The sequence below is a fragment of the Metasolibacillus meyeri genome (genome assembly GCF_003049505.1).
GTDB classification, from domain to species: domain Bacteria; phylum Bacillota; class Bacilli; order Bacillales_A; family Planococcaceae; genus Metasolibacillus; species Metasolibacillus meyeri.
Window position 1 is genome coordinate 1 of the sequence record NZ_PYWN01000068.1, and the last position, 9,458, is coordinate 9,458.

The 9,458-nt window shown below is 42.2% G+C and carries 8 protein-coding genes; 1 reads left to right on the top strand and 7 read right to left on the bottom strand.

Annotated elements, in window-relative coordinates; genetic code table 11:
- Positions 1-88 precede the first annotated feature (88 nt).
- Entirely contained in the window at positions 89-646 is a 558-nt protein-coding gene (locus C9J34_RS10805; protein ID WP_107839883.1) for a YolC/YozM family protein, read from the top strand.
- A 309-nt stretch (positions 647-955) separates the two neighbouring features.
- Here the strand turns inward: C9J34_RS10805 and leuD are convergent, their stop codons facing one another.
- From leuD to ilvB, 7 genes are all read right to left on the bottom strand, one after another.
- Complete coding sequence (gene leuD, locus C9J34_RS10810) at positions 956-1,546, bottom strand: 3-isopropylmalate dehydratase small subunit (RefSeq protein ID WP_107839884.1); 591 nt, start codon at positions 1,544-1,546, stop codon at positions 956-958.
- 13 nt (positions 1,547-1,559) lie between these two features.
- Positions 1,560-2,966: a 3-isopropylmalate dehydratase large subunit gene (leuC, locus tag C9J34_RS10815; protein WP_107839885.1), complete on the bottom strand. Its 1,407-nt coding sequence runs from the start codon at positions 2,964-2,966 to the stop codon at positions 1,560-1,562.
- Between the two features lie 15 nt (positions 2,967-2,981).
- Positions 2,982-4,082, bottom strand: a complete 1,101-nt coding sequence (gene leuB / locus C9J34_RS10820) for a 3-isopropylmalate dehydrogenase (protein WP_107839886.1) — start codon at positions 4,080-4,082, stop codon at positions 2,982-2,984.
- A gap of 181 nt (positions 4,083-4,263) precedes the next feature.
- Positions 4,264-5,805, bottom strand: a complete 1,542-nt coding sequence (locus C9J34_RS10825; RefSeq protein ID WP_107839887.1) for a 2-isopropylmalate synthase — start codon at positions 5,803-5,805, stop codon at positions 4,264-4,266.
- 53 nt (positions 5,806-5,858) lie between these two features.
- Complete coding sequence (gene ilvC, locus C9J34_RS10830; RefSeq protein ID WP_107839888.1) at positions 5,859-6,872, bottom strand: ketol-acid reductoisomerase; 1,014 nt, start codon at positions 6,870-6,872, stop codon at positions 5,859-5,861.
- Positions 6,873-6,922: 50 nt separating this feature from the next.
- A complete protein-coding gene (ilvN, locus tag C9J34_RS10835) occupies positions 6,923-7,438 on the bottom strand; it encodes an acetolactate synthase small subunit (protein WP_107839889.1) in 516 nt (171 codons plus the stop codon).
- On the bottom strand, positions 7,435-9,189 hold the full coding sequence (gene ilvB / locus C9J34_RS10840; RefSeq protein WP_107839890.1) for a biosynthetic-type acetolactate synthase large subunit: 1,755 nt from the start codon (positions 9,187-9,189) through the stop codon (positions 7,435-7,437). The genes ilvN and ilvB overlap by 4 nt, the downstream gene beginning before the upstream one ends.
- Positions 9,190-9,458: the final 269 nt, after the last annotated feature.

Below are 9,458 nucleotides of genomic sequence, written 5' to 3' on the forward strand. Positions count from 1 at the left end.
TTTCACTCACTATTTTGAAGTAGGGGTCTTACAGCCTGTTAATACGGGATAAAATATAATTATTTAACATTTCCTAAAGGATGATATTATGAAAAAAGTATTTTTCATCTCAATATTAATAATTGGTTTTTTTATCCTAATTGGGCTATTAAACATAGATAGCGTATCTATTCAAGATAAAGAACAAATGCGGATTACTCGAATTAATTCTGCTCTTGAAAATGTATGGGATACATTTGGTCTATTAAGCGTTCAAATAGGTGGGACAGATTCCACAATTGAAATTGTAATGGATGACAATAAAAGTGAACAAGGGCTTAGAAACTATTTAACTGACCATATCAATAAAGCAGATTTGAAGCATTATAACATTGAAATTTCTAAGAAAAGCTTGGAAGAAGTTAAAATAGAAATGGCTGTCGGACAGGCTTTATCACTTATACATAATTATATAAACGAGCATCAATATAAGGATATTCAAATCATCACCCCCTATATTGAGACGAGACCTTGGGAGCCTTTATTAATTATCAAAAATTCAGAAACGAACAGAATAACGAATGAAGCTTTAAAAAATGAGGTAATAAATTTAATTGAAGGACTTCCAACAAAAGATATTTTCTATGAAATTATTGTAATCAACTAAATTATAATCTACACTCCTGCATGACACGGAAAAAAACATTATAATTATTTGCATTTTATCTTTTCATAGGTCAATTTTTCACATCCCCCCTGTATTTAAATTTGATTGAATGAACTTGCTGTCTTACGTGCGAATTTCAATAGTTAATGAGCGAAAATGGGCGTTCAATGAGCGAATTTTGCAGTTCATTGAGCGAATTTAGCTGTCTTGCGGGCAAATTGTTACTTTTGAACTAGTAAACTTCCTTCATTAACTTGCAAAAAAGATGAGCCTAGTGCAATCACTAAGCTCATCTTTTTCCTCATTATTTTATTCAAACACGACGCGCTTTGCCTCGTATGCGGCAATCTCGTCTTCATATTTAAATGTTAGTGCGATTTCGTCCCAGCCGTTTAACAGCATTTCCTTATAATATGGGTCGATGTTGAAGCTGTATACTTTTGAAGCGGTTGTCACGGTTTGTGCTTCTAAGTTGACTGCGATTTCTTGTGCTTCCTGTAAGCCCTGTGCTAATAGCTCATCACATTCTGCCTCTGTTAATTTTATTGGTAGAATACCATTTTTAAAGCAATTGTTATGGAAAATGTCGGCGAAGCTTGGTGCAATGACTACGCGGAAGCCGTAATCTAAAATGGCCCAAGGTGCGTGCTCACGTGAGGAGCCACAGCCGAAATTGTCCTGTGCGACTAAAATTTCTGCGCCTTTGTATGCTGGCTTGTTTAGCACAAAATCAGCGATTTCATTGCCCTCTTTATCGAAGCGCCAGTGATAGAACACGAATTGGCCAAAGCCTGTGCGTTCAATGCGCTTTAAAAATTCCTTTGAAATGATTTGGTCTGTATCTACATTTTTTCGATCAAGCGGTGCATATACGCTTTTCACAATATTAATTGGTTCCATCGTCTTCTCTCCCCTACGCTTCTTGCTTCTCTAGTTGTCGCACATCTACGAAATGGCCATAAATGCCTGCCGCTGCAGCCATCGCAGGGCTGACTAAATGTGTACGTGCGCCCGCGCCTTGACGCCCTTCAAAATTGCGGTTTGATGTAGACGCACAGCGTTCACCAAATGGGATGATGTCTTCATTCATTCCTAGGCATGCTGAGCAGCCTGATTCACGCCATTCGAAGCCTGCTGCCTCAAAAACTTTATCTAAGCCTTCTGCCTCTGCGGCAATTTTTGTTGAGTGAGAGCCTGGTACAACAATGCCTGTCACATTTGGATGCAACTTATTGCCTTTAACAACGCTTGCGGCTGCACGTAAATCGGAGATGCGTGAGTTGGTACATGAGCCGATAAAGACATGCTGAATTTCGATTGATGTAATCGGCTGTCCTTCCTCTAATCCCATGTATGCAAGTGCTTTTTGCAGCGCTTGCTTATCGGATTCATTATCATAATCGGCAGTCGTTGGTACATTTTGCGATACGCCTGTACCCATTGCTGGATTTGTGCCCCATGTCACAACAGGCTCGATTTCATTAGCATCGATTTCTAAGACGACATCGTAGCTTGCACCTTCATCTGATGCAAGGCTTAGCCAGTAAGCTGCTGCCTCGTCAAATTGCTTTTGTGGTGCAAAGCGACGACCGCGTAAAAATTCAACTGTCGTTTCGTCAGGCGAAATTAAACCTGCTTTTGCCCCTGCTTCAATCGACATATTACAAATCGTCATACGCTCTTCCATCGTTAAGTTGCGAATGGCTTCACCTGTATATTCCACGATATGCCCTGTACCGACACCGATGCCCCATTTGGCGATAATTGCTAAAATAATATCCTTTGCTGTGACGCCCGCGCCAAGTTTACCATTTACGCGAATTTCCATTGTTGGCGGCTTCGTTTGCCACAATGTTTGCGTGGATAAAACGTGCTCCACTTCTGATGTTCCGATACCAAACGCGATAGCTCCAAATGCACCGTGCGTTGATGTATGTGAGTCACCACAAACAATTGTTTTGCCTGGCTGTGTTAGGCCAAGCTCTGGGCCAATTACGTGGACAATTCCTTGGTCTGGATGCCCCATATCCGCAAGCTGTACGCCAAATTCCTTGGCATTGTCCGCTAATGTTGTAATTTGCTTTTTGGCGATTGGATCATTAATGGTCGGTAAATTTTTCGTCGGTACATTATGATCCATCGTGGCGAAGCATAAATCCGTGCGGCGCACTTGACGGTTATTTAAGCGTAAACCTTCGAATGCTTGCGGGCTTGTCACTTCATGAATTAAATGCAAGTCGATATAAAGTAAATCAGGCTTACCTTCCTCTTGATGTACGATATGTGATGCCCAAATTTTTTCAATAATATTTTTTGCCATTGTACTCACCAATCCTTAAATATATGAAATCATAATGCTATCTGAAACAAAGCTCGTATCAATTTCATTAATTACTTTATCTGTCCATTCATCTGTAGATAAAACGCGTGTTCCATCCTGTGCTAAATCTGCTGTGAAGTAACCATCATCGAATACAGCACTTACTGCACGCTCAATTTCTGCCGCTTCTTCTTTTAAGCCAAACGAGTATTGTAGCATCATCGCTACCGATAAAATCGTGGCCGCTGGGTTGGCAATGCCTTGCCCTGCGATTTCTGGTGCTGATCCATGTACAGGTTCATACAAACCGAAGTTATCACCACGAATTGAAGCCGATGGTAATACACCTAAAGAGCCTGTAATAACCGAGGCTTCATCGCTTAAAATATCGCCAAACATGTTTTCCGTTACAACCACATCGTAATGACAAGGGTTGGTAATCAGCTTCATCGCGACTGAATCAACTAAATTATGCTCGACTTGCACATCAGGATAACTTTTCTTCTTCTCTTCTACGATTTCACGCCATAAACGTGAAGTATCTAACACATTCGCTTTATCTACAGAGCAAAGCTTACCTCGGCGCAATCTTGCCAATTCAAAAGCGTTATCGACAATGCGCTCAATCTCCTCACGGGAGTACACACATGTATCAACAGCTGCATCTGCTGTTTTTTTACGTGGTTCGCCGAAATAAATACCGCCTGTTAATTCACGTACAATCATTAAGTCAACGTTTTCCGCTACCTCGCGCTTTAATGGAGAAGAAGCAAGTAAACTTGGGAATGCCTTCACTGGACGCAGGTTAGCAAATAAATCAAAGTGTTTACGAATTTGTAGCAAGCCTTTTTCTGGGCGTAAATGTGTTGGGTTGTTATCCCATTTTGGTCCACCTACTGCACCTAATAACACTGCATCACTTTCCTCACACATCTGAATCGTTTCATTTGGTAGTGGGTTATTGTATTGATCGATTGCTGCCCCACCAATTGCAGCATAGCCTAAATGAAATGTATGATTGAAGCGTTTTCCGATCACTTGTAATACGCGAACTGCTGAAGCAATCACTTCAGGTCCAATGCCGTCTCCAGGTAATACTGTAATTTTCTTTTCCATAAAAAACACCTATCCTTCTCCGCGTTATTCTTTGATAGTCATGCGAGGCGGTTTGCATAGCCCCGCAGTCATGTCTATCCCGTATTCACGGGCAGTAATTATTTTGCTAGTTATCACAACTGCCCGCAAAAGTTTGTAGTAAGGTTAGCGCTTGTTGCGCACTTCCCTCACTGCTTCATCTTTATACGGTTGGTTGATGTGCGCGAATGCTTGCTTGAATGAGTTGGCGGTTAATTGCATTTAAATATGCTTTAGCAGATGCTTCTAACACATCTTGCGCTGCGTCGCGACCTGTTGTTGTATAGCCGTTGTAGCGTAAATTAATCACTGCTTCCCCTAAAGCATCGCGCCCTTTGCCAACAGATGTGACACGGTAATCTAAAATATTGACTGTCCCACCGACTAATTGCTCTAGCGTGTTGAAAATCGCTTCCACTGAGCCTGCTCCTGTTGCAGCAGACGTTGCAATCTCACCAGTTGGTGTCGTGACAGCAACCGTTGCCGTCGGAATGTTTTCTGTGCCATATTGCACTTGCACACTTTTTAGCTCATATAATGCTACGTCTTCGATTAATACTTGTTGCTCTGTTAAGAGTGTCACTAGATCCTCTTCTGTAATTTCTTTTTTACGATCCGCTAATTTTTTAAATTCAGCGAATGCTTTGTTGAGCTTGTCATCCGATAAATCGTAGCCCATTTTCACTGCGCGGTCGCGGAATGCTGCACGTCCTGAATGCTTACCTAATACGAGTGGCACATCATCCTCACCAATTAATGCTGGTGAAATAATTTCATATGTTTCAGGGTTTTTCAGTACACCATCTTGGTGAATGCCCGATTCATGTGCAAAGGCATTGCGTCCAACAATCGCTTTATTTGGCTGAATAACAACGCCTGTTAAGCGGCTGACAAGTTGTGATGTCCGTTTAATTTCCTTTAAATTTAAGCCTGTTTCGAATGGGTAAATATCTTGGCGAATATGCAATGCTACACCGATTTCCTCTAATGATGCGTTCCCAGCGCGCTCCCCAATTCCGTTAATTGTACATTCGACTTGGTCTGCGCCGTTTTCAACAGCCGCAATGGAATTGGCCGTCGCCATCCCTAAATCATCATGGCAATGTGCCGAGAATTTAACTTGATCTGCACCGCGCACATTTTCGCGTAAAAACTTAAATAGCTCTCCATATTCCTGTGGTGATGCATAGCCAACCGTATCGGGTACATTGATCGTTGTTGCACCAGCTGCGATGACTTCTCCGATAATTTTCACAAGGAAATCGCGATCGGAGCGGAAGCCATCCTCTGCTGACCATTGGACAAGCGGGAAAAGTTTCTTTGCGTATTTGACCGCTTCTACGGCTTGTTCCGCCACTTGCTCTGGCGATTTTTTTAACTTGTATTCCATATGAATTGGCGATGTCGCTAAAAACACATGGATATGTGGTTGCTCTGCTACTTTAATTGCTTCCCATGTCGTATCAATATCTTTTTGCACACAGCGTGCTAAACCTGTCACAATCGAATTTTTTACAGTTCCAGCAATGCGGTTGACCGCATCGAAGTCACCGGGGGAAGAAGCAGGAAACCCCGCTTCTATAATTGTGACACCTAAACGTTCAAGCTGTTTGGCAATTTCGATTTTTTCCGCTGTATTTAAGTTAATGCCTGCTGACTGCTCTCCATCTCGCAGTGTCGTATCAAAAATATCAATCTTTCGCACGATTATTTCACCACTACCTTCTCTTTACTCGCTTATTTCCATCCGCATTATTGTTACTTAACAACAACTTTTTCTTTACCTGCTTGAATAAATGGCATCATTGCACGTAGCTTGCGACCAACTTCCTCGATTTGGTGGTTGGCACCATCTTCTTTATATTTTGTATAACGTGGACGACCTGTTTCGTTTTCTTTGATCCAGTCTTTTGCGAATGTGCCGTCTTGAATATCTGTTAATACAGCTTTCATATTCGCTTTTACGTCATCTGTAATGATGCGTGGGCCTGTTACATAGTCACCCCACTCTGCTGTGTCTGATACAGAATAGCGCATTGTTTCCATACCACCTTCAAACATTAAGTCAACGATTAGCTTTAATTCATGCAATGTTTCGAAATAAGCTAATTCTGGTTGGTAGCCCGCTTCCACTAATGTTTCAAAGCCTGCTTGCACTAACGCTGTTGCGCCACCACAAAGTACCGCCTGCTCACCGAATAAATCTGTTACCGTTTCTTCAGCGAACGTTGTTTCGAGTAAACCACCGCGTGCAGAGCCGATGCCTTTCCCATAGGCAAGCGCTAAGTCTTTCGCTTGACCTGTCGCATCTTGGTGGATAGCGAATAAGCCCGGTACACCTGCCCCCTCTGTATATTGACGACGTACTAAGTGGCCTGGACCTTTTGGTGCAACTAGGAACACATCTACATCTTCAGGTGGTGTAATTTGACCGAAGTGAATGTTGAAGCCGTGTGCGAACATTAACGCTTTACCAGCCGTTAAATGCGGTGCGATTTCTGCTTCATACACTGTTTTTTGGCGCTCATCTGGCAATAAAATTTGGATAATATCCGCCGCTTCTGCTGCTTCCGCAACCGACATAACCGCTACGCCATCTTCCTTCGCTTGATCGAATGATTTACCTGGGCGAACACCTACAACGACATCGAAACCAGATTCTTTTAAATTTAAAGCATGTGCATGACCTTGTGAGCCGTAACCGATAATCGCGATTTTTTTACCTTTTAATACTGCATCATTGATATTTTGTTCATAGTACATTTTTGACATGGGAAATTCCTCCTGAGATTTGAATGTTTTTTATATGCTAAACTATTTTGTTATTTCAAAATAGAGAGCTGCGGTACTTCGGTTTTTTGCATTTCACGCACGACAGCCGTTGCCCCTGTTCGCGTTAGTTCTTTAATACCGTATGGGCGAATTAATTCGATAAAGGCATCGATTTTTTCTGGATGACCAATGACTTGATATGTCACCACATTTTTCGCTGTATCCACAACTTGTGGACGGAATGGTTCAACTATGGCATTCATTTCTGCCCGCAAATTCGCTGGCGAAATGACTTTTACTAAGGCAAGCTCGCGTACGAGGATGGATTTATCGGTAATATCATTCACCTTTAGTACATCAATTTGCTTGGATACTTGCTTAATCAGTTGCTCAATTTTACTTTCATCCTCAACGTGTACGACAAATGTCATTTTCGAAAAATTTGGCTGCTCTGTATGGCCAACTGTAATGGACTCGATGTTAAATTGGCGCTTCATCAAAAGTCCTGTGATGCGGTTCAACACACCACTTTGGTTAATTACTGTTACCGTAATAACACGTCTCATACCTTCTTCACTCCAATCATTTCATGCAACCCTGTGCCTGGCGCGACCATCGGATATACATTTTCAATTTGTTTCACGCGACAATCAATTAATGCAGGCTTATTTGAGTTAATCGCTTCTGTAAAAATGCGTTCCGCTTCCTCTATCGTATCAATGCGATAGCCTTTAATACCGTATGCATCCGCTAATTTCACGAAGTCTGGCTGAACGGGCATTAACGATGAAGAGTAGCGCTCCTCATAAAACGTTTGCTGCCACTGACGCACCATACCTAAGCAGCTATTGTTTAAAATCACGATTTTGACAGGTAAATCAAATTCTTGTAAGAGCGACAGCTCCTGTGCGGTCATTTGGAATCCAGCATCGCCACAAATTGCAATAACCTTTTTATCAGGTCGAGCAAACTGTGCCCCAATCGCTGCTGGGAAGCCGAAGCCCATCGTGCCAAGCCCCCCCGATGTAATCCAGCTATGCCCATTGTTTAAAGAATAGTATTGTGCAGCCCACATTTGATGCTGCCCAACGTCTGTTGTAACAATTGCATCACCATCTGTAATGCGATGAATTATTTCAATTGCTTGCTGTGGCAATACTTCCTCACCGGCTTCTTCATACCATAATGGGTACTCTTGTTTATTGCTGTTTAAATAAGCTAGCCATTGTGCTGTATCTGGTGCATCAAAATCCTTTTTCAGTAACGCTTTTAGCGCTTCTTTTGCATCCGCTACGATAGGGATATCAGTTGGCACATTTTTGCCGATTTCAGCAGGGTCAATATCGATATGAATGACTGTTGCATTTGGCGCAAATTTTGCTAAGTTGCCTGTTAAACGATCATCAAAGCGAGCGCCGATATTGATGAGTAAATCAGCATTTGTAATGGCATCATTCGCTGTAAATGTACCGTGCATCCCAGCCATCCCGTAAAATAGCTCGTGCTGCCCATGAATACTGCCTAAGCCTAGCAATGTATTAACGATTGGCAATTCGTACTTTTCGATAAATTCAGTTAATTCTTCGCGTGCATCTGCGAAAAGGACACCCGCCCCCGCTAATATAAGCGGTTTTTTTGCCTGTGATATCGCTTGAATCGCCTTTTGGATTTGTAAATAATTCGGTTTATACGTTGGTTGATAGCCTGGTAAATAAATTTCTTTCGGCGCTTCTGGCATATCGCCTTCTGTGAAAATTGCCTGTGAAACGTTTTTCGGGAAGTCAATTACGACTGGTCCTTTGCGTCCTGTGTTAGCAATATGGAACGCTTCTTGTACGATGCGTGGAATATCACGAATGTCTTGCACTTGATAATTATGCTTGGTAATTGGTGTCGTAATACCCATGATATCCGCTTCTTGGAAGGCGTCTGTACCGATAACAGATGTCGCAACCTGCCCTGTAAAAATCACCAATGGTAACGAGTCAATCATCGCATCGGCAATACCTGTTACTAAGTTTGTAGCACCGGGGCCGCTCGTCGCAATAACAACACCCGCTTTATTCGTCACACGCGCATAGCCTTCTGCGGCATGAATTGCCCCCTGCTCATGACGCGTTAAAATATGACGAATTGGATTGCGATACATCGCATCATAAATTTGTAGCACCGCACCACCTGGATAACCGAAAACAATGTCAACGCCTTGATCATGTAATGCTTGAATTAAAATATCTGCACCGTCTTTTGGTTTTTTTCTTTGTTCAACTTGGGTTTCCTCGTGCTCCATGTCGTTTATCGAAACATTTGTCGTCATCCTAAACGCCTCCTAATAATTTTAAAATGAAATAAAATAAAAAAGCCTTTTTTCTCCACACGCAAAACAACACCTCCTGCGTAGGGATGAAAAAGACTTTCCATGGTACCACCCTTATTTATAGCATGACGAATTCATGCTACCTCAAGAATAGTGTGCATTCCCTTCATTCCACGTAAAGTGAACCTTCAATCAGTGGGAGTTTTCTTCATCTTCCACTGATTGGTAGTTTCACCAATCGGGTTTTTACAGGCTGTTGATCCCCCACT

Coding starts and splice junctions, on each gene's coding strand:
- C9J34_RS10805 (WP_107839883.1), top strand. CDS start 89: ATGAAAAAAGTATTTTTCATCTCAATATTAATAATTGGTTTTTTTATC.
- leuD (WP_107839884.1), bottom strand. CDS start 1,546: ATGGAACCAATTAATATTGTGAAAAGCGTATATGCACCGCTTGATCGA.
- leuC (WP_107839885.1), bottom strand. CDS start 2,966: ATGGCAAAAAATATTATTGAAAAAATTTGGGCATCACATATCGTACAT.
- leuB (WP_107839886.1), bottom strand. CDS start 4,082: ATGGAAAAGAAAATTACAGTATTACCTGGAGACGGCATTGGACCTGAA.
- ilvC (WP_107839888.1), bottom strand. CDS start 6,872: ATGTCAAAAATGTACTATGAACAAAATATCAATGATGCAGTATTAAAA.
- ilvN (WP_107839889.1), bottom strand. CDS start 7,438: ATGAGACGTGTTATTACGGTAACAGTAATTAACCAAAGTGGTGTGTTG.
- ilvB (WP_107839890.1), bottom strand. CDS start 9,189: ATGACGACAAATGTTTCGATAAACGACATGGAGCACGAGGAAACCCAA.